The following is a 20,190-nucleotide window of genomic DNA, read 5'->3' on the forward strand; positions in this document are numbered from 1 at the left end:
CCCCAACGGCTAGTAGACATCGTTTACGGCATGGACTACCAGGGTATCTAATCCTGTTTGCTCCCCATGCTTTCGTACCTCAGCGTCAGTATTAGGCCAGATGGCTGCCTTCGCCATCGGTATTCCTCCAGATCTCTACGCATTTCACCGCTACACCTGGAATTCTACCATCCTCTCCCATACTCTAGCTGACCAGTATCGAATGCAATTCCTAAGTTAAGCTCAGGGATTTCACATCCGACTTAATCAGCCGCCTACGCACGCTTTACGCCCAGTAAATCCGATTAACGCTCGCACCCTCTGTATTACCGCGGCTGCTGGCACAGAGTTAGCCGGTGCTTATTCTGCGAGTAACGTCCACTATCCCAGAGTATTAATCTAGGTAGCCTCCTCCTCGCTTAAAGTGCTTTACAACCAAAAGGCCTTCTTCACACACGCGGCATGGCTGGATCAGGGTTCCGCCCATTGTCCAATATTCCCCACTGCTGCCTCCCGTAGGAGTCTGGGCCGTGTCTCAGTCCCAGTGTGGCGGATCATCCTCTCAGACCCGCTACAGATCGTCGCCTTGGTAGGCCTTTACCCCACCAACTAGCTAATCCGACTTAGGCTCATCATTTAGCGCAAGGTCCGAAGATCCCCTGCTTTCTCCCGTAGGACGTATGCGGTATTAGCATCCCTTTCGGAATGTTGTCCCCCACTAAATGGCAGATTCCTAAGCATTACTCACCCGTCCGCCGCTAAGATAAGTTCCAAGCAACTCCTCCCCGCTCGACTTGCATGTGTTAAGCCTGCCGCCAGCGTTCAATCTGAGCCATGATCAAACTCTTCAGTTTAAAATCATTTGCACTTTACTAAAAGTACTAAATCTGGCTCATCAATTTTCTGACTAAAAATTCGCTCAAATAAACTTCGAGAAATTTCCACCATTCAATCAATGAAATATTTTCGATCGATCAATCAGTAAAAATCCACACAAGTTGTTCTTCTATTCTCTTAATGATCTTCTCGATGATTCGTCATCATCAAGCCAGGTCGGCTATGTTACTCTAATCTAAACTAAAGTCAACAGGTAATTTCGATGTTTTTAAAACTTACCAATCAATCCAAGAACCCAACCAATCTAGCCAAATCCTTGTTTATCAACAAGTTTTTATCTGCATCACCGCCGATGGATGTGCATTCTACACCATTCCTCTCCCAACACAACCCCCTTCCCTAATTTTTTTATCTAAGTGGACGTTTTTTAGACTAACTCAGTTGCTTTTTGTCTATTTTCTTTGTCGATAAGAACTTTTTTTAAACAATTAAGTTAAGTAGAATGTACATCTTGCTTCAAATTTTTTGGCATTTTTGATTGAAAATACGGTTTATTAGTAAAAAAGTACAATTACTGTTGCTTTTAGCCTTGATCGCTACGAGTCAGATTTGTTACGCCATTTCAAATCATAATTTTTATGAATTAGCATTAACCATATTGAGTTATAGCAAGTGGTCGAATACATCTCGCCCAATCATTTGTGTAATAGATAATGCTGAGGCTTCGAATCAATTTCAGTCCAATATTAAACAACTTGGATATGACTATCAGGTGCAGGCTGTTAATTCAAAAGATTTTCAAAAAACAGAATGTCATGTTGTGTATTTCTCAACAACAACTCCGCAACAGCAACAAAACTTGATTCAAGCTTATCCATCGCGTTCATTACTTTCATTAAGTATCAATAACCCTGCATGTGAAATCGGCAGTATTTTCTGTTTATACAACAAAAAGACCTCTTCTACATTTAAAGTAAATCTAGATGCTTTGAGTTACTCCAAAGTTCATATCGACCCCCGAGTCTTAATCTTGGCGAAGAATACGGAGTAATTAAAGTGATTTCGAATTTATATCAATCTACTTCGCTACATGCTTTATTCCGTAAATCTCAATTTACGATTTTTGCAATTACTTTTTAATTTGCTCTTGTACTTTTGCAACAATTTCTATATTCACAATGGAAACGCACGCTAAACAAAATTTACAACTATTAAGTCAAACGCTACTTGAACGAATCCAGCCCGCTGTTGTCTTCAAGGACAAAGGAGCAATTGATCAAATTTTAGCGGACTACACAACAGAACATGCGATTCGTAGTATTCATGTTTATGTTCCAGAGCATCAATTATTAGCAGAAAGTACCAAGCAAATCGACCACACATCATTTTTACAAAGCGTATTAGATAAATGGTTTCTACATGATCCAATTAAACTGACGGTTATTCATCATAAGAAACAAGTCGGCGAATTAGTTTTATATGGCAGCTCAGAAAATATTTTACATTTCTTAAAAACCATCATTATTGGCCTAGCCATATCAATGTTTTTTATTGTGATTGCACTGTTATGGTCGGTTAATCTTACCTATCGCCAAATCATGCAAGCGATCAAACCATTAACCCATATTGCTCAATTAGTGAGTGACCAAAAAGCTTACAACTTACGTTTTCCAAATAACCATATTAAAGAGTTTCAAAATCTTAATACAGTATTTAATGAGCTCTTAGAAGAAATACAAGTTTGGCATACTCATTTACAGAAAGAGAATCTCCAGCTTTCATTTCAAGCTCGCCATGACCAGCTCACAGGTTTAGCTAATCGACACTATTTTTATGAATAAATGCTCAATATTTTTAAAAATAATCAATTTCGTCACAATTCAGCACTGATTTTCATAGATAATAATAAGTTTAAAGCAATTAATGATCATTATGGTCATCTTGCTGGGGATGCGGTATTAAGAGAAATGGCAAATCGATTAATGCAGTCTGTCAGACAAGAAGACTTTATTTCCCGTTTGGGTGGTGATGAATTCGCAATCATTTTGCATACCATCCATCATTCTGATCATTTACAAACAATCGCTGAAGGTTTACTAGCAAGTTGTGATGAGCCTTTGGATTTTAACGGTCAACTTATCCATTTTAGCTTTAGTTTAGGGATTGCTTTTTCACAGTTTGCAGACAATCCAGATGATTTAGTCATGCAAGCAGATCAAGCAATGTATAAAGCTTAAAATTTAAATCCACATTGGTTTCTTTATAAACCAGAAATTTAGGACATGTTATGCGCACTCACACTTTCAAGATCTCCTTTGTAGCATTACTTTGCCTAATATTGGCTGGCTGTTTAAGTTTTGGTCCTTTGAAATACCGTCAAGTCAAAATGCTAAAAAAAGAAGGTTTCGTTTTAACAGAAGAAGGTTGGAGTCTTGGTCTGCCTGAACGTTTACTTTTCGACTTTAATAAAGCAGATATTAAACCTGAAAATCAAAGAGAAATCGTTCGTCTTGCCAATCAATTGAACAAGTATGATCTGCAAAAATTAAAAGTTGTGGGTCACACTGATGATATTGGTAATCCTGAATATAACCAGAAATTGTCTGAAGAACGTGCTCAAAGCGTTTCTTCGATTTTCATTCATCAGGGTTTCAAACCCAATAATGTCACTGTGATTGGTCGTGGTGCAAGCCAACCTTTCGTACCAAATACGTCTGACGAGAACCGCGCGAATAACCGCCGAGTTACGATTATTATTATTCCTTAGGTTGTAATTTTTTAAAAAAGCCAACTATTTAAAGTTGGCTTTTTTAATTTATATGAGTTCAATAATATCAATCGTCGGTGGAACTCGAAAGCGAAATGGAACGCCAACCATTCCAGTTCCAACTGTTACAAATACATCAGCATGTTCATGTGTATAAAAACCTTTTTTGTGCCCTAAGATAGACACTTTTTTCATAATATACGTTGTAATCCAAGGAAGTTCTATTTGCCCTCCATGTGTATGACCAGCAAGCATTAATGGTCGTGTAGGTAATGCTGGCACCATATCTACTGTATCAGGGTTATGAGATAAAATGAGCCATGGTTTATCTTGTGGTAAGTCTGGCATAAATCGCATATTTGCTTTACCCGCCCATAAATCACCAATTCCAATTAAGCGAAACTCATCAAAATCGATAATCTGCCCTTCTATATCAATCACATTATTCTGCTCTAATGCATCTTTTAATAATGTCTGTATAGGTGGACCAGGATACTGCTCATCATGGTTACCGGGGACAGAATATACAGGGGCATGAATTTGTTTTAGTACTGAGAGTTCCTGAATTAAGCGATTCTCAGGTTCATAAGTCCAATCGCCTGCAACCACCACAATATCTGGTTTAGCTTCATTTAACTTTTTAACAATACTTTTTAATTGACGTTCATGACCAGAAAACAATCCCACATGCATATCTGCAATCAAGGCCACTTTAACTGGTTGAATAAAATCACGATCCGGATTTAAACGGTATTGATGATGTTTAACATGAACCATATGTGGTTCAATAAATCGTGCATAAATCAATATGCTCGTTAAAAGGAAAACAAAAATACTTTGATGTAAACTGTAAAACTCAGACCAACCTGCATACAAGCTAAAAAACCAGAGAGGAACTAACAAATAAGAAAGATAAAATGTAGCTAGATGTACAAAAGCTTTAAAAGGATGAATCGTTTCAGTTCTTGCTTGATGAGTCCATGCCTGAGCGAATGCCCACAAGGCTAGAACAATAAAAATAATATAGAAAATTAATATAACTGTGTCCGAATTCGACATTACCACTCTCATTAATCTGACATTAGGGCATACATCGCATCTCATATTTATAATTTTTGATGAAATGCTATACTCAAGTCCAACTTTTAATCAGTAAAGATTATGACGCAATTTTCTCATCTAAATCGTAAACATACAAAAATAAGTACAACTACTTACAATAAAAGTATGCTTGCGATTTATTGCAGTATTGCGATCACAATCACAGGATGCAGCACACTACCTAAACATAATATAGAGCCAATACAACAATCTAACATTCAACAATTAGAAATAAATCAGACAACTTTGGCTCAGATCATTCAGCCTTTAGAACAACAAAATCCTGGATTGACGGGTTATCACGTTTTATTTGAACCCCTAGAAGCGTTAGCAGCACGACTACGTTTAATTGATAAGGCCGAGAAAACCTTAGATTTGCAATATTATATTTGGGACAATGACAAAGTAGGTGCTCTTGCTTTGCATGCGCTGATTCGCGCAGCAGATCGTGGTGTCAAAGTTCGATTACTTATTGATGATAACAATGCAAAGAAAACTGAAGGAATCTTCTTAGCTCTGGCACAGCATCCAAATATTGCAGTTAAATTATTCAATCCCTATCGTTTTCGCAAATACCGTGCGCTTGATATGGTTTTAGATTTAAAACGTATCAACCGCAGAATGCATAACAAAAGTTTTATTGCAGACCAACAAGTTGCCTTGATTGGTGGACGTAATATGACGAATCAATACTACAACGTGAGTGATAACTATCAGTTTTCTGATGTCGATGTGATGTTGGTTGGCAAAGCGGTCAATGACATTTCACAATCTTTTGACGAATACTGGAATCATAGTTACGCTTACGATGTAAGGGAAATTGTCAATCAAAATGCTCATCGCTTGAGCTATGAGAGCCTAAAACAGCAACTTGATGAGCATTATAATAGAGCAACGGTACAGAATTATCTTGATCTGACTAGCAACTCACAGGCAATTGATTCAATTATCAGTGGGGATATTCCTTTAAACTGGGTAAAAGCTGAAGTTGTAAAAGACTCTCCTGACAAAATTAAATCAAAAGCCAAAAAACAAGAACACCTTAATTTCCAATTGATTAATCATTTAGAACAACCTGAAAAAAATATTGACCTCATCTCAGCTTACTTTGTCCCTGAAAAAAAGGGGGCTAAAATTCTCAACGATCTTGCAAAAGATGGAATCGACGTTCGAGTGCTCACAAATTCATTTCAGGCAAACGATGTCGCTGTTGTTCATGCATTTTATGGAAAATATCGTCAGGATTTACTGGAGCATGGTGTACAGCTATATGAGTTTCTCCCCGCATTAAATAAAAATGATCTCGATAAACATACCGAAGAACTCGCGAAGAAAGCAAAAGTAAATATCAAAGGACTAAGCCGTTCCAGTTTACATGCCAAACTGATGGCGCTAGATGAAAAGCAAGTTTTTATTGGTTCATTCAATTTTGATCCACGCTCTGCTTATCTGAACACTGAAATTGGCGTGCTTTTAGATAGCCCATCTTTAGCGCAAGCTGTTCATGCGACTATGGATCAAAATCTAAGTAAATATGCCTATAAATTAGTGTTAGATGCCAATAAAAAAATTACATGGCGACGTGAAACACCACAAGGTCCTGTCAACTACACCAAAGAACCTCGAATGAAATGGTGGCAAAAGGCAGGACTGAAAATTATTTCATGGCTGCCGATTGAAGGCTTTATGTAATTTAAAGCGAGTATTGTTATGGCTGAGTATTTAAAACTTTGCTTTGTAACTCAAGCAGCCCTGCTCGCATTTGACGATCAACTTCTTTAGTTAAGCTATCTACCGTATGGTCTGTTACAGGAATTGCAGGTAGGGTCAATAAATGAGCGGTAACTTTTGGCATTTCTAAAACACGTTGCACATGTTCTGCAAAAGACATTTCACCAATAAATGGTGCGACCAGATCTAATTCACCTTGTTGATTGACATAGCAAATCACACAAATTTGAACTGGACGTTGCGCATCAATCGCAGCACCCAATAAGCGCCCATGTACTTTTTTGACCTGACGACCATCTGTGGTTGTGGCTTCTGGAAAAAACAAAACTGGAATATCTTGTTTTAAAAACGCTGTAATTTGTTCTTTTATTCGGATTGAGTCACCAGAACCTCGCTTAATAAATAAGGTTCCACCGCCTTTTGCTAAATTACCCAAAATGGGCCATTTTTCGACTTCTGCTTTTGCTAAGAAGAAAATACGTGCTCCAGAGCCAAGTACAGCAACATCTAACCAAGAAATATGATTGCTCACCCAAAGCGCCGGTTCTCGTGGAATAGTGCCATGAATCTGCACTTCGATATTAAAAACTTCGCATAAACGGCGGCAAAAATACTGAACATAACGCGTATTCGTTGGATTATTCGGGTCTTTGTATAACCCGTGTCGATAAATGAGATAAAAACCTTCACCAATTGTTTCTAGACCTGAGGCTAATTTTTTACTATACAAGCTCAATTTAGAGATGAAATTTAATGGTGTGTTATTTGCTGCTGTTGCTTCTTGAGTCATAAATCATTAAAACCGTACGCATGTATGCACATTGCATTGAACTAGCTCACTTATATCATGCCCGTATCTATTTATAAAAGTTACCACCATGAGAAAAAACGAATGTGAATATAATTATTTTCAATTTTAAAAGGTTTTTTAAATTAAATATCATAAATAGATCGAATTAATAAATTAAAAGGTCATATGATGAATCCTCAACACACAACATCTCATAATCAAGTGAATATTCCTTATGGCTATGCTTTAAGAATGTTTTTGGGCTGGTCAATTTTATATATCGGCACACTCGTTGGTTTTATCAAACTTCTTCACCACCATGTCATATAAATCCATGAAGCCTTTGCCCTTTGCTTGAAGTTTATTCTAGAATAAGGCTTCAATACTCAGGATATGATAACAGCGTGGAATTTTTTGAGCGGCAACAAAGTGGTGAACGAGCAATTTTAGTCAGTGTTTCTGTGCAGTTACTCGATGACCTTGATGCTGAAGAGTTTCGATTGCTCGCTCAATCCGCTGGTGCTGAAATTCTTGAACATATTTCTGTACAAAGAAATAAACCAGACGCTAAATTTTTTATTGGCTCAGGTAAAGTTGATGAAATTGCAGAATTAGTTCAGCAGCTAGAAGCTGAATTAGTTATCTTTGATCACTCTCTTTCACCGGCTCAAGAACGTAATTTAGAAAGAATCCTAAAATGTCGTGTGATTGATCGTACAGGGCTTATTTTAGATATCTTCGCATTACGAGCGCGTACACACGAAGGAAAATTACAAGTTGAACTTGCCCAACTTAAGCATTTATCAACGCGCTTAATTCGAGGCTTCACAGGTAATTTAGAACAACAAAAAGGTGGGATTGGTCTACGTGGTCCTGGTGAATCACAACTTGAAACTGATCGCCGACTCATCAAAGTACGTATTACCCAACTGAAAGACAAATTGGTCAAAGTTCAACAGACGCGATTACAAGGTCGTGCCGCACGCCAAAAAGCAGCAATTCCAACGATTTCTTTGGTTGGTTATACCAATGCCGGTAAATCGACACTGTTTAATATTTTAGCCCAAAGTGATGTCTATGCAGCAGACCAACTTTTTGCAACACTCGATCCAACCTTACGTCGTCTAGAATGGGATGGTATTGGTACTGTCGTACTCGCAGATACGGTTGGATTTGTGAGAAATTTACAGCATGATTTGATTGAATCTTTCAAAGCGACCTTAGAAGAAACACTAGAAGCAAGCTTACTTTTGCATGTAATTGACAGCAGTAGCCCTAATATGCTGGAACAAATCGAAGCAGTAGAATCTGTACTGAAAGAAATTGGTGCCGATGCACCGATTCTTCATGTTTACAATAAAATTGATCTCAGCGGTGATACGGCAAAAATTATTTATAAAGCAGCAGATTTACCTGATCGCGTTTATGTTTCTGCGCATTCTGGACAGGGATTGGATTTACTAAGCCAAGCTGTTCAACAATGCCTGATGGGACAGTTACAACATTTCTACTTAGTTCTCAAACCTGCTTACAGTAAACTACGCACACAACTTTATACACTGAATGTCATTCAAACTGAACAATATGATGAGCAAGGTGATTTGCATTTATCAGTTTGTATTGCTCCACAAAAATTGCATCAACTGATCAAACAAGCACATCTACCATTAGATGAAATTCTTGGAAACCAAGCAGCTTTATTTCACAGGCCTTTGGAAGAATTTGAAAAGTAAGCATCAATGTAATAATCGTTTATAAGTGAGAGTTAGAAAAAAGATGAAAGAAATTGATTGGACAGCCTGGTTTTGCACGATTCTATTAATTATTGTATTTCGTGAAGGTGCTGTTGCAATTACCACGGTCTTTCATCACCCAGAATTAGGTAATCTCGTCGGACTGATCAGCTTACTTGCAACTTTATTAATTTGGAGAAGATTTAGAAAAATCTCCAATCGCCTTATAGATACCAACAACAAAATCATGAAAGAAAGTGCTTTTGCATTTTTGCCAATCTGTGCTGGCTCTTTGATCATGTTGGTACATTTAGGCAAAGAAATTCCAATCTTTTTATTTGTCTTAACCTTGAGTACTTTATTGCCATTGTGGATTTACGCCAAAATGGCGAAACGCTGGTTATAGGAGTTCATGAATATGTTAATGGTTATATATGGATTCGTGATTACCTTAATCAGTTATCTCATCGCAAAACCTTTAAACAAAAAAATTCCACAGATTCCATTAATTGTTTTTGCGATGTTTATTGTGATCGGACTACTCGCAATTTTGGGTATACCCTATGAACAGTACATGAATAATGTGAATGGTGTCTTTAATCATTTGCTTGGTTATGTGACTGTGGCTTTAGCCATCCCTCTAGCTGCAATGCGTTATGATGATTTGCCAATTAAATCGATGATTGGCATTTTGTGTTTTGCAAGTATCAGTGCAGTTGCATTGCCGATGGGACTTGCATATTTATTACACATGTCAGAACCAACAATTATGGCCTTTGCGACCCGAGCTGTAACGACGCCTATTGCTCTGAATATTGCCACACTATTACATGCTCCTCTGATGATGGTGTCACTGATTGTGATTTTATCTGGAGTCATTGGCGCCGCATTTTCTCCGTGGATTTTAAAACATATCCATGATGAACGGGCTTCAGGCTTAGCTTTAGGTTTGGCAGCTCATGCAATTGGTACAGCACAAGCATGGCAGCGAGGTCCTGTTACAGGTCGTTATGCCGCTTTTGGTATGGCTGTGAATGGTGTGTTTACTGCTATATGGCTACCCACTTTTATTTTGTCTCTTTCTTAATTTGTCACAAAGATGTCAATTTATATTGAACTAGTTGTCAAAAATCCTACATAATGAAAGTTCAAACGTTAAAGGGATTTTTAATGATGGGAAAACAATTATTCGGTGCGTTGATTTTATCTGTAATGAGTAGTCTAAGCTTTGCAGAAGATATTACAGGTATGTGGCAAAGTATCGATGACAAAACTGGTGCACCAAAAGCTTTAGTCGAAATTCGTAAAGAAGCGAACGGTACTTATGCGGGTAAGATTGTAAAGATTACTCCACGTGCGGGTTACACACCAAAAGAAACGTGTGTAGACTGCCCAGCACCATATACCAATAAACCTATTTTAGGCTTAGACGTGATGACAGGCCTAAAACAAGGTGAAGGGCTGAACTATGTTAATGGTCGTATTCTAGATCCAAATTCTGGCAAAATTTATAGTATGAAAGCAAAATTAAGTTCTAATGGCAAACGCTTACATTTGCGAGGCTATGTTGGTGTATCTGCATTGGGTCGTAATCAAATTTGGATTCGTGCAGAATAAATTTTTAGAGCTATCAATTGCGCCAGTCATCTCCGTATTTGATCAAATTGGTCACGGTTTAGCACTATAAAACACCTTTATTTCTTTCAGAATTAAGGGTGTTTTTTTATTAAATTTTAAAAATTCCTTGAAATTTCAATTATTAATAAAATACACAATTGTAAAATAATGATTGAATCTAGGATTAAAAATCCGAAATAATAGAGAGACAATAATAGTGGCTGAGTAACTTAGACATGTACACAAAACTCATTACGTTTTTCTTCTTATTTAGTCTTAGCCATCTGACTTTTGCACAAGATATCGTAGGTACTTGGCAAAGCGTTGACGATGTAACAGGAGCGCCTAAAGGACAGGTTGAAATTATCAAAGAAGCTGATGGAACTTATATTGGTAAAGTTATTAAAATTACCCCGCGAACAGGTTATACACCAAAAGAATTCTGTACGGGTTGCCCTGCTCCTTACACGAACAAACCCATCTTAGGCTTAAATGTAATTACTAAACTGAAGTATAAAAAGGATTTGTCTTATGCAGATGGAAAAATTTTAGATCCAAACACTGGTCGTATGTATAGTCTCGCAGCAAAGTTAAGTAACAATGGACAAAGGTTACATTTACGAGGTTATGTTGGCGTATCAGTATTGGGTCGTAGTCAAATCTGGATTCGTGTGAATAACTAAAAATCTAATCAATAAAAAAGCCCTCAATTTAAGGGCTTTTTTATATTGCTATAACTGTAGTTTAATGGCTTTGTAACTTTGCGTAGTCAATCAAAACATTTGCAGCTTCTGTAATAAAGGTTTCTTCTTCAGGCAATGCTGGTCGTGCATAAGCTTTCATTTTGGCACGTGACTCAATTAATGCATCAATCGAAGCCTGATAGCTTTCCCAGTTGGCATAAGGTGCCTGACCTGTCGCTATACGACGCTGATTTTCAGCATTGAGTGTTTGCTTTTCTAAATCAATTAGCTCAGCTCGACGTTGAGCAATATCTAACTCAACTTTCTTCTGATCAGAACTTTTTTGTGCGATCAGTTTTCGAGCTTCTAAATAATTAAATTGTGAATCAGCTTTCACCCGCTGTTCAGAAGATTGGGTAAGCTTAGCAATATACGGTTGCACAGAACCTTCGCGCTTGAAAGGAGCTGTTGGAATGGTATCCCATTTCAATGCATTTTTAGCTTTACGCTCACCAAACTCTTCATTGTAAATATCAACAAGTTTGATATCAGGAATCACGCCTTTGTTCTGCGTACTTCCACCCGTGACACGATAGAATTTGCGTTGAGTTAACGTTGCCTGACCATGTGCTAAGGAGTCTAATTGAACCTGAGCGGTGCCTTTTCCTGTCGTGGTACTACCTATAATAATACCGCGCTCATAATCTTGGATTGCCGCAGAATAAATCTCACTCGCAGATGCAGAGGCTAAGTTAACAAGCACTGCCATTGGCCCAGCATAAATTTGCTCTCCGCCATCAGTGTCTTCAAAGACATTCACATTGCCATTGCCATCCCGAATTTGTACAACTGGACCAGACTTAATCACCTGACCCAGCATACGAGCAACTTCTTCTAATGAACCACCTGGGTCATTACGTAAATCAACCAGAACACCTTCTACTTTCTTTGCTTTGAGCGATTCAAATGCTTTTGCTGTATCTTCAGAAACTGAACGATATTCTGTACCAGCTCGACGTGAACGATAATCGAAATAGAAAGATGGAATTTCAATCACACCGAAAAGATGTTTTTTCCCATCACGTGTAATTTCAACTGTACGTGAGCGAACACCCGCATCCTCTTCCTGAATCACATCTCGGACTAAACTCACATTACGTGCTTGGCTCATCGAAGCACCTGCACCGAGTAAGCGAACAGTTACTTTAGTTCCACGCTTACCACGAATCAATCCAACAATTTCTGAACTCGACCAACCAATGACATCAATCATTTTTTCGCCATCTTGGGCAACGCCAATGATTCGATCTCCTGATTTGATTTGACCAGATTTACTCGCTGGTCCCCCTTCAACAATAGTTTCAATCTTGGTGTAATCTTCATTGCCTCGTTCTGGGCGAATAGATACCCCAATGCCTTCAAGTTGCAATGTGGTCTGGCGATTTAACTCCATCGCATCAATAGGAGGGTAATAATTACTATGTGGATCGTAAGTTGCCAACATTGCATTTAATGTTTTATCTAAAACATCATCGCTCTTTACACGACCAATACGTTCAAGCTGGCGCGTATAACGTTTTGTCAGCGTTTGTACTGGTGTTAAATCCTCTGGACCAGTTAAATCCTGACCATTTGCAAGCGATGGATCAGCTTTCAAAGCCTTTTGCTTCGCTTGCTCTTCTTCTTTGCTAATCGTTAAATTAATTAGCTGAGACACCAACATTCTCTGCCAATGTGCTTGTTGCTCGGCAGAAGTCTGAAAATAAGGCGCTTTTTCGCGATCAATATCAAGGTAAACACCCTTTTGCTGTAAATTTTGTGGCTTCTTCAATTCAGCCAACATAAATTCGTAGAATTGTTTCAAGCGTTCACGATATTGGGCATGAATCGCAAAAGGTCCCGTTAGGTTTCCTGCTTTTAATGAGCTACCAAAATTTGAACCATATTTATTTTTATATTCTGAAACTTCACTGCTCAGAAATAATGAATGATCTGGATCTAAGCTGTCCAAATACATATCTAAAATACGATTTGATGTCGCAGCATCTAAACGCATATTCAGATAATGCTGACGATCAACTAATGTTGCCAACTGACGTGCGACCAATGCTTGTTCTTGTGATGGCTTGATCACGGTTGAAACAACAGGAGCTTCCGTTGCCGCAAATGCCTCATTCATTGTATGAGAAAAAAATAAACCACCAGTCGCGATTGCAACTGCACACGCTATCATTTGAAGTTTCATAAAATTTTGGTACTTCCTTGGATATGGCAATTATTACATGCTAGTACAATCAATATGAACATATTTCATTCAATATTTTTACCAAACTGTAGTACAGGTTAATCATTATAAATAAATGACCAACAAGCACTTATCATCAATATCATGTAGTTTTATCATATTCTGTACTGACAAAATGTAGCAAATCATTGCACAATTTAGCTATCGCTTTTTTTACATCAAAATTCAAATGGAATCTATATGATCGGCGCATTGATGCTAGACGTTGCTGGCACAGAACTTACTCAAGAAGATATTGAACTATTACAAGCTCCGCAAGTCGGTGGCATGATTTTATTTGCACGAAATATTGAGTCTCCTCAACAAGTTCGTGCTTTAACTGATCATATGCGCCAAGTCCGTCCAGATATTCTGATTGCTGTCGATCAAGAAGGTGGGCGTGTTCAACGTTTAAGACAAGGCTTCACCTTGTTACCTGCAATGGGGCGACTTGGTGAACATTATGTTCATCATCCCGAACAAGCAATTGAGTTAGCCCAACAGTGTGGTTGGTTAATGGCAACTGAAGTTCTCGCTGTAGGTATCGATTTTAGTTTTGCTCCAGTCTTAGATCTCAATGATATTAGTGATGTCATTGGTGATCGAAGCTTTGCTAAAAATATGCAAGACATCGTTCCACTAGCTGATGCCTTTATGCGTGGAATGAAACAAGCAGGCATGGCGACAACTGGAAAACATTTCCCTGGACATGGTTCTGTAAAAGCTGATTCACATGTCGCTGCGGCGATTGATAGTCGCTCATATCAAGAAATTTACGACAAAGACATGCAAAGTTTTATCAAGTTGATGCCTCAACTTGATGCACTGATGCCAGCGCATGTGATTTATGATCAAGTCGATCCAAACCCAGCAGGCTTCTCTCCGTTCTGGCTACAAAATATTTTACGTCAGCAACTTAAATTTGACGGCGTTTTGTTCTCTGATGACCTGAGTATGCAAGCTGCGTGTGTTGCTGGTGGTGCTGATGCACGTATTCAAGCGGCATTAAATGCGGGTTGTGATATGGGATTAGTGTGTAATGATCGAACAGCAGCATGTACAGCTTTAGATGGCATTCAAAAATTGGCTTTACCAAATCAACAACGTCTAGAGCGTATGCGCGGTAAAATTCCAAACATCCAAGTAGGTTCGACACTAAATTTAGATGAAAGTTGGCAGAACGCAAAAAAAGTCATTGAAGACTTTAAGAATTCGTTTTAACTTGCCAATAAGCAAAAGATGATTTAACACACCATCTCCAATTGATCTATTTAAAAATGAATAGGTCAATTTCCTCGCGCAAATGGGTTGTGCATGGGAACAGAATAAAATGAAAAAAATTGAGTCTAGGACAGATGACACAACAACTTTCGAAACACCGCCATATTTCTTTTACTGCACACTATACCGGCTATATTTGGTATCAGATGGGCATTTCCCATCCTGCATTAGCGACAACTAAAGGAAAAACACTAGCAGCCTTAGTCCATCCGATTGAAAGTTGGGCAGAAAAGTATGTTGGTGGAAGTATGCGAACAACCTTGAAACAACGCCATACCATGCTTGATACGCATTTAGAGCAATTGATTCAGCAATATCCAAACCTACAAGTACTTGAAATTGCATGTGGCTTATCGCCACGAGGTTGGTGGTTTAGACAGCATCACCCAGAAATTTGCTATCGTGAGCTTGACTTACCTGATATGGCCGCTACAAAACAAGCAGCATTACAACAAATTGAACCACATGTTGATGATGTCCTATCCGTTGATTTATTCACAGAAGCATTTGCCAACGTATTTAAAGTCTTTGACCCTAAACGACCTTTGGTGATTATTAGTGAAGGCTTAATTAACTACTTTGAAAAGCCGTTACTTCAGCAACTTATTCAAGCAATAGCGATCTATGGTCGCGACTTCAAAGAACTTCATTATTTAACCGATCTTTATCCCGAACCCACTCAAAATAAATTAGCAACCATTATCTGGAATAGTAGTCGTTTATTGAAATTAATGTCACGCAGTGCTTTTAGCTTCCACTTTAAAACACCAGCTGAGGTAGAGAATTTTTTTCATGAAGCCGGTTTTAAGCAAGTTGAAGTGCTTCAACCTAAAGAATTTTTTGAACAAACACGTTTAGAAAACAAGGAACAGCATCTGGGTGATCTTGTTTGGATGATTCAAGCCACCAATAAATAAAAGTCAAAAAAAGAGAAGTGAATTCAAAACACTTCTCTTTTAAAATTCTATTAAAGATAATTAAATTTGTTTCTGACGCTCAATAAAACGAGACAAACGATCCGCAACGTCGAAACTACCGTGTTTAAACAAGATACGTAAACCCTGTTCAGTTGCCTCAAATGTTAAACATTCTATTTTAAACTCACCTTCTTCATCAGCTAAATGTAAGGCTAAATCTCGTGGATGCTGGCTAACAAAATCAAGCTGATCCAAATGATCAAGTTTTAAATACACCCCAAAGAACGTAATATCTACAATCTTTACTGCTACTTCGGTATCTGAATGTCGATGTGATAATTTAGTGTCTGGTTTTAAAACAGGAATACGTTCTTCACCACGACGCTCAATGTTTTTCATCTGTTCGCGGTTCATTGGAATAACACCATCAAGATTGTCGATGGATTCTCCCTTTAAAAACGTAGTAAAAAGCGTCATCGTTTCTTTGCGGCGTTGTAATTGTGGAACATGGTCTGCATTGGCAATTAATGCAAATTCCATATTATTACATTGCAAAGCAAAGTCAGCATTTTCATGTGGCAAAGTAAAGCTATCGTACTGCCCTGCTGCAACGAGAGTTTTACACTGCGCAACAGGTACATTGCTTAAACGGAGTAGTCGATTGCAATTAATCTCGTAACGCTCACGTTCAGTTGCAGTAAACTCTGCCATCTGTCTAAAGAATAAACGTTTTGCCGTTGGAGACATCCGCGTTTTATCAAGCTTGGCATGATTCACAAGATACAAAATAACTGCTTGCCCAAACTCCTCCATACGATCTTCACGCATCAAGTGTAAAGATTCCTCGAGCAACATACGCCAGCTTTTACGGGTTTTTTGCATCACACCCATCAAGACCATACGATCAATCAGTTCAGGACGTTGGTGTGCAAATGAAGATGCAACAACTGAACCCAACGACATACCCATGACAGAAACTTTATCAATCCCAACAATATCAAGCCATTGACCCAACATTTTTGATAAATCTGGTAATTCAAGAATTCCAGCTGACTCGCCTGTATCCACATTTCGAATCTGCTGATTTGCGCCCATTGATGGTAAATCAATCAATATGACAGGACCACTCTCAAAGAGTTGCTCAACACAATACTTATAAGAGTTAAAATTTTGAAATGCGCCCCCGACAATTACAATTGGCGTGTTGTAGATCGTCTTAGGATCTGCAATTGCCATATATTCAATTTTCCAACCATCTATCCATGTAGTACGCGCTGGTTGTTTAAAACTGTTTTTATTGTATATGTCGAAAAAACCAAACCCTGTGTAGGTATGATTTAAATCCGAGTCCATTTGGATTATGGAATTCATATCCTTCCTCCATCCTTGTTTATTTTTTTGCTGTAATTAGTCTCATTTTTAGTGAGTTCTAGTTACAAGTTAACAAATTTATAAAATTTGTATTACATTTATCCTATACATTTTTCATTCTATACAAATGCATGATTTATACGCAATCATTTCCTTAACCACTTATCTTGTTTAGATCAATAATATTTTTCAAAATATGTAATCAGCTTGTAAATTCAATTTTAAATCAAAAGAGCTACTCAAAATTTACAATCTATAATTTTTTGAATTATCAGTTCAGCCTATTCATTGTTCAGCATTTGACTGTTACTATCATTATAAATATATGCAATCGTCAAAATGCTATGCAAGATTCTATTCAAAACTATATGCAACAGGTTGGTACTCAGGCACGCAAAGCGTCTCGTATCTTAATGAGCGCATCAACGCATCTAAAGAACCATGCTCTGTCTGCAATTTATACTGCTTTAGAAAATAATCAAGCACAAATTTTGGCAGCCAATCAAATTGATATGCAAAATGGTCACCAACGTCAATTAGATTCTGCCCTCCTTGATCGTCTTGAACTCACTCCTGCTCGCTTTAAAGGCATGCTACAAGGGTTAAAAGATGTTATTGCACTTGTTGACCCAATCGGCGAAATTACGGATTTAGCTTACCGTCCATCAGGTATTCAACTGGGTAAAATGCGGGTTCCTTTAGGTGTAATCGGTATGATCTACGAATCGAGACCGAATGTTACCCTTGAAGCCGCATCATTAGCACTAAAGTCAGGAAATGCCATTATTCTACGCGGTGGTTCAGAAGCAATTGAATCGAATAAAGCAATTGCAATCGCAATTCAGCATGGTTTACAAATTGCTGGCTTACCTGAACATGCTGTTCAAGTGATTGACACACCTGACCGCGCAGCAGTAGGTCATTTAATCACAATGACTGAATTTGTAGACGTCATTGTTCCTCGTGGCGGTAAAAGCTTGATTGAACGTGTAACGAATGAAGCACGTATTCCTGTGATCAAGCATTTAGATGGCAATTGCCATGTTTTTGTTGAAGCACAAGCAGATTTACAAAAAGCATTACCAATTGCGCTCAACTCAAAAACACATCGTTATGGCGTATGTAATGCGATGGAAACATTACTTGTTGATGAAGAAATTGCAGAAGATTTCCTACCAAGTATTGCTGAACTATATGCAGATAAACAAGTTGAACTAAGAGGTTGTGCGGAAACACAACGTATCTTAGGTGAGTCTGTTAAAACAGCCACCGAAGAAGATTGGTACACTGAATATTTAGGTCCTATTCTTGCAATCAAAGTCGTTACAGGTATGGATGAAGCAATCGAACATATTAATAAATATGGTTCTCATCATACCGATGCGATTATTACTGAAAACTTTAGTCTAGCACGTGAGTTTCTCGCACGAGTTGATTCAAGTTCAGTGATGATCAATGCTTCAACCCGCTTTGCTGATGGCTTTGAATATGGCCTAGGTGCAGAAATAGGAATTTCAACAGACAAAATTCATGCACGCGGTCCAGTTGGTCTGGAAGGTCTAACCTCTCAGAAATGGATCGTATTTGGTGATGGTCAAATACGCCAATAAGGCATTTAGATCCAAGTAAAACGCTGCACGGTAAAGCTCATTTATTTGATCTTTATCGTGTTTTTACATATTTTCATACAAAAACCCTGATCAAAACAAACAGATTCATCCTAAGAAGTTTGTATTTACACTCTATAATCATTAGATTCAATTATAAATCAGTTGTATAGGCTAAAGTCTATCTTCGCCAATATGACAACCCATGTTAAAACATTGCACGTGATTGCTGTGCTCGACACGTTGCAGCAAGATCAAAAGTGTTCGTCATAAAATTCAAAATTTGTTAGGTGTTCAAACGTGGCTAAATCTGTACTTGTAATTAACTGTGGTTCATCTTCAATCAAATACGCGCTTATCTCAGAACGCCGTGAAGATCGTATTTATGGATTAGCAGAAAACTTAGGTTCTGCTGAAGCACGGATCAAAGGCGTTACGATTGGTGGTGAACCACTTGAACTTTCGATTCCACATGCAGATCACGCCAAAGCACTTGAAACTCTTCTTGCACGTTTAGCGAACTACAATCCACAAGCGATCGGTCATCGTGTTGTTCATGGTGGCAATTTAACCAAAGCAGAACTATTAACACCTGAAATTGTAAGCCGCATCGAAGCTGCAACACCACTTGCACCTTTGCACAATCCTGCACATTTGATTGGGATTGAAGCAACCATGCGTTTGTTCCCTGAATTACCTCAGGTTGCTGTATTTGACACTGCATTCCATCAAACCATGCCTGAACACGCGTATCGTTATGCTCTACCACAAAATTTATATACTGAACACCATGTCCGTCGCTATGGTTTTCATGGAACAAGCCACGCTTATGTGACTGAACGTGCAAGTGAACTCGCAGGTGCAAAAAATCAAGGGGGCTGGCTCAGTGCTCACTTAGGCAATGGTAGTTCAACTTGTGCGGTTTGGAATGGTCAAAGTCTTGATACTTCTATGGGCATGACTCCATTAGAAGGTGTAGTGATGGGTACACGTAGTGGTGATGTTGACCCAAGCCTACATTTATTCCTTGCAAGTAATTTAGGCTGGAGTATCCAGAAAATTGACAGTATGTTGAATAAAGAAAGTGGCTTGCTTGGCTTATCTGGTCTGTCAAACGACATGCGCACTTTAGTTGAAGCTTCGGGTAATGGTCATGAAGGAGCAACACTGGCGATTGAAGTATTCTGCTATCGTTTAGCAAAATCATTATCTGCTTTGAGCTGTGGTTTACCGCGTTTAGATGGTTTAGTTTTCACGGGTGGAATCGGTGAAAACTCAGCTTATGTTCGTGAAAAAACCTTGGCTTATCTACCACACTTTGGTTTGGAATTTAGTGCAGAAAAAAATAATGCCTTAGCACGCGGCACTGAAGGTCGAATCGATAATGGTACAGGTCCACAGATTTGGGTTGTACCTACAGACGAAGAAGGACGCATTGCGAAAGAAACGCGTCAAGTCATTGAACAGCTCGCTTAATTCACAAAATTTAGAT

Annotated in this window: 16 protein-coding genes, 1 rRNA gene and 1 pseudogene; 13 read left to right on the forward strand and 5 right to left on the reverse strand. The window is 38.4% G+C overall.

What is annotated here, in order from left to right; all coding sequences use genetic code 11:
- Nucleotides 1–833 (reverse strand): 16S ribosomal RNA (locus F908_RS00805); the annotation flags it as partial.
- A gap of 560 nt (nt 834–1,393) precedes the next feature.
- Between F908_RS00805 and F908_RS00810 the strand changes: the two genes are divergently transcribed.
- The 3 genes and pseudogenes from F908_RS00810 (at nt 1,394) to F908_RS00820 (ending at nt 3,583) form a co-directional block, all read left to right on the forward strand.
- Nucleotides 1,394–1,867 (forward strand): regulatory sequestration protein YfiR, encoded by a 474-nt coding sequence (locus tag F908_RS00810; RefSeq protein WP_034602573.1) that lies wholly within the window; start codon nt 1,394–1,396, stop codon nt 1,865–1,867.
- 5 nt (nt 1,868–1,872) lie between these two features.
- Nucleotides 1,873–3,053: pseudogene (locus F908_RS00815) on the forward strand (diguanylate cyclase domain-containing protein).
- A gap of 50 nt (nt 3,054–3,103) precedes the next feature.
- Nucleotides 3,104–3,583, forward strand: a complete 480-nt coding sequence (locus tag F908_RS00820) for an outer membrane lipoprotein YfiB (RefSeq protein WP_005156135.1) — start codon at nt 3,104–3,106, stop codon at nt 3,581–3,583.
- Between the two features lie 48 nt (nt 3,584–3,631).
- Here the strand turns inward: F908_RS00820 and F908_RS00825 are convergent, their stop codons facing one another.
- Nucleotides 3,632–4,642 carry a metallophosphoesterase gene (locus tag F908_RS00825; protein ID WP_005156137.1) on the reverse strand — a complete coding sequence of 337 codons (1,011 nt, stop codon included), beginning with the start codon at nt 4,640–4,642 and terminating at the stop codon, nt 3,632–3,634.
- 168 nt (nt 4,643–4,810) lie between these two features.
- Between F908_RS00825 and F908_RS00830 the strand changes: the two genes are divergently transcribed.
- On the forward strand, nt 4,811–6,376 hold the full coding sequence (locus tag F908_RS00830; RefSeq protein WP_416201901.1) for a phospholipase D-like domain-containing protein: 1,566 nt from the start codon (nt 4,811–4,813) through the stop codon (nt 6,374–6,376).
- Nucleotides 6,377–6,392: 16 nt separating this feature from the next.
- On the opposite strand, the gene F908_RS00835 is transcribed toward F908_RS00830, so the two are convergent.
- Nucleotides 6,393–7,205, reverse strand: coding sequence for a lysophospholipid acyltransferase family protein (locus F908_RS00835; RefSeq protein ID WP_005156139.1), 813 nt, complete (start codon nt 7,203–7,205; stop codon nt 6,393–6,395).
- A 404-nt stretch (nt 7,206–7,609) separates the two neighbouring features.
- Here F908_RS00835 and hflX point away from each other — a divergent pair, with 404 nt between their 5' ends.
- The 5 genes from hflX to F908_RS00860 all read left to right on the forward strand — a co-directional run bounded on the left by hflX (nt 7,610) and on the right by F908_RS00860 (nt 11,238).
- Nucleotides 7,610–8,938, forward strand: a complete 1,329-nt coding sequence (gene hflX / locus F908_RS00840) for a ribosome rescue GTPase HflX (RefSeq protein ID WP_005156144.1) — start codon at nt 7,610–7,612, stop codon at nt 8,936–8,938.
- Nucleotides 8,939–8,981: 43 nt separating this feature from the next.
- Nucleotides 8,982–9,344 carry a hypothetical protein gene (locus F908_RS00845; protein ID WP_004660470.1) on the forward strand — a complete coding sequence of 121 codons (363 nt, stop codon included), beginning with the start codon at nt 8,982–8,984 and terminating at the stop codon, nt 9,342–9,344.
- 12 nt (nt 9,345–9,356) lie between these two features.
- Nucleotides 9,357–10,025: an LrgB family protein gene (locus F908_RS00850; protein WP_005156147.1), complete on the forward strand. Its 669-nt coding sequence runs from the start codon at nt 9,357–9,359 to the stop codon at nt 10,023–10,025.
- Nucleotides 10,026–10,111: 86 nt separating this feature from the next.
- Nucleotides 10,112–10,555: a DUF2147 domain-containing protein gene (locus F908_RS00855; RefSeq protein WP_171063525.1), complete on the forward strand. Its 444-nt coding sequence runs from the start codon at nt 10,112–10,114 to the stop codon at nt 10,553–10,555.
- A 236-nt stretch (nt 10,556–10,791) separates the two neighbouring features.
- Nucleotides 10,792–11,238: a DUF2147 domain-containing protein gene (locus F908_RS00860; protein ID WP_005156153.1), complete on the forward strand. Its 447-nt coding sequence runs from the start codon at nt 10,792–10,794 to the stop codon at nt 11,236–11,238.
- 61 nt (nt 11,239–11,299) lie between these two features.
- Here F908_RS00860 and F908_RS00865 read toward each other — a convergent pair whose 3' ends face one another.
- Nucleotides 11,300–13,483 carry a carboxy terminal-processing peptidase gene (locus F908_RS00865; protein ID WP_005156156.1) on the reverse strand — a complete coding sequence of 728 codons (2,184 nt, stop codon included), beginning with the start codon at nt 13,481–13,483 and terminating at the stop codon, nt 11,300–11,302.
- A gap of 240 nt (nt 13,484–13,723) precedes the next feature.
- On the opposite strand from F908_RS00865, the gene nagZ reads away from it, so the two are divergent.
- Complete coding sequence (nagZ, locus tag F908_RS00870) at nt 13,724–14,743, forward strand: beta-N-acetylhexosaminidase (RefSeq protein ID WP_005156157.1); 1,020 nt, start codon at nt 13,724–13,726, stop codon at nt 14,741–14,743.
- A 134-nt stretch (nt 14,744–14,877) separates the two neighbouring features.
- Entirely contained in the window at nt 14,878–15,720 is an 843-nt protein-coding gene (locus tag F908_RS00875; protein ID WP_005156161.1) for a class I SAM-dependent methyltransferase, read from the forward strand.
- A 60-nt stretch (nt 15,721–15,780) separates the two neighbouring features.
- On the opposite strand, the gene F908_RS00880 is transcribed toward F908_RS00875, so the two are convergent.
- Nucleotides 15,781–17,091: an alpha/beta fold hydrolase gene (locus tag F908_RS00880; RefSeq protein WP_005156164.1), complete on the reverse strand. Its 1,311-nt coding sequence runs from the start codon at nt 17,089–17,091 to the stop codon at nt 15,781–15,783.
- Nucleotides 17,092–17,435: 344 nt separating this feature from the next.
- Between F908_RS00880 and F908_RS00885 the strand changes: the two genes are divergently transcribed.
- Together F908_RS00885 and F908_RS00890 are read left to right on the forward strand one after the other, a co-directional pair.
- Nucleotides 17,436–18,701 (forward strand): glutamate-5-semialdehyde dehydrogenase, encoded by a 1,266-nt coding sequence (locus F908_RS00885; RefSeq protein ID WP_005156167.1) that lies wholly within the window; start codon nt 17,436–17,438, stop codon nt 18,699–18,701.
- Nucleotides 18,702–18,998: 297 nt separating this feature from the next.
- Nucleotides 18,999–20,174, forward strand: a complete 1,176-nt coding sequence (locus F908_RS00890) for an acetate/propionate family kinase (protein WP_005156171.1) — start codon at nt 18,999–19,001, stop codon at nt 20,172–20,174.
- Nucleotides 20,175–20,190: the final 16 nt, after the last annotated feature.

Origin of the sequence: Acinetobacter sp. NIPH 284 (assembly GCF_000369425.1) — a bacterium.
GTDB lineage: Bacteria > Pseudomonadota > Gammaproteobacteria > Pseudomonadales > Moraxellaceae > Acinetobacter.

Excerpts from the sequence above, each read along its gene's own strand:
- F908_RS00820 (WP_005156135.1), top strand. The coding sequence starts at position 3,104 with ATGCGCACTCACACTTTCAAGATCTCCTTTGTAGCATTACTTTGCCTA.
- F908_RS00860 (WP_005156153.1), top strand. The coding sequence starts at position 10,792 with ATGTACACAAAACTCATTACGTTTTTCTTCTTATTTAGTCTTAGCCAT.
- nagZ (WP_005156157.1), top strand. The coding sequence starts at position 13,724 with ATGATCGGCGCATTGATGCTAGACGTTGCTGGCACAGAACTTACTCAA.
- F908_RS00825 (WP_005156137.1), bottom strand. The coding sequence starts at position 4,642 with ATGTCGAATTCGGACACAGTTATATTAATTTTCTATATTATTTTTATT.
- F908_RS00885 (WP_005156167.1), top strand. The coding sequence starts at position 17,436 with ATGCAAGATTCTATTCAAAACTATATGCAACAGGTTGGTACTCAGGCA.
- F908_RS00845 (WP_004660470.1), top strand. The coding sequence starts at position 8,982 with ATGAAAGAAATTGATTGGACAGCCTGGTTTTGCACGATTCTATTAATT.
- F908_RS00875 (WP_005156161.1), top strand. The coding sequence starts at position 14,878 with ATGACACAACAACTTTCGAAACACCGCCATATTTCTTTTACTGCACAC.
- F908_RS00865 (WP_005156156.1), bottom strand. The coding sequence starts at position 13,483 with ATGAAACTTCAAATGATAGCGTGTGCAGTTGCAATCGCGACTGGTGGT.
- F908_RS00850 (WP_005156147.1), top strand. The coding sequence starts at position 9,357 with ATGTTAATGGTTATATATGGATTCGTGATTACCTTAATCAGTTATCTC.
- F908_RS00830 (WP_416201901.1), top strand. The coding sequence starts at position 4,811 with ATGCTTGCGATTTATTGCAGTATTGCGATCACAATCACAGGATGCAGC.
- F908_RS00835 (WP_005156139.1), bottom strand. The coding sequence starts at position 7,205 with ATGACTCAAGAAGCAACAGCAGCAAATAACACACCATTAAATTTCATC.
- F908_RS00855 (WP_171063525.1), top strand. The coding sequence starts at position 10,112 with ATGGGAAAACAATTATTCGGTGCGTTGATTTTATCTGTAATGAGTAGT.
- F908_RS00880 (WP_005156164.1), bottom strand. The coding sequence starts at position 17,091 with ATGAATTCCATAATCCAAATGGACTCGGATTTAAATCATACCTACACA.